This window comes from Micromonospora sp. NPDC005254 (assembly GCF_042872525.1).
In the GTDB taxonomy this organism is placed as follows: Bacteria; Actinomycetota; Actinomycetes; order Mycobacteriales; family Micromonosporaceae; genus Micromonospora.
The window spans coordinates 41975-42425 of the sequence record NZ_JBIAKM010000015.1 but is presented as its reverse complement, the minus strand read 5'-3'; the positions used below and the strand labels follow the sequence as shown (position 1 = coordinate 42425).

The 451-nt window shown below is 73.6% G+C and carries 1 protein-coding gene; it reads right to left on the bottom strand.

Translation table 11 applies throughout. From position 1 onward, the window contains the following. Positions 1-137: 137 nt before the first annotated feature. A partial coding sequence (locus ACFYPR_RS31745; protein WP_387264272.1) for a hypothetical protein occupies positions 138-451 on the bottom strand: 314 nt, incomplete at its 5' end.

Below are 451 nucleotides of genomic sequence, written 5' to 3'. Positions count from 1 at the left end.
TGGTAACGGAACTGGTGGGGGGGGGGTTGTTTTGCACCCCCCGGCAAAACCCCCCCGGGGCGGGCCCCCCCCGCGGGGCCGCCCCTCGACTGCGTAGCGCCATTGGTGGCGCAATCAGGAAGGATGTACCTGTGAGTTCAGGACCGCAGGGCGGAGATCGTCCCCGTCGTTACGAAGACCGCACCGACGGCCCGGGTGGACGCGACCGTGGTGCGCGCCGCGACGACCGGCCCCCGTACCGGGGAGACCGGGACAACGCTGGCGGCGCCCGAGGCGGATACGCCGGCGGTCGTGATGGCGGTTCCCGTGGTGGCGACCGTTCTGGTGCGCCGCGTGACGGCGGTTTCCGCGGCGGCGATCGCGAGGGCGGCTTCCGCGGTGGTGACCGCCGCGAGGGTGGTTTCCGTGGCGGCGACCGTGACGGATCGCGCTCGGGTGCGCCGCGTGAGGG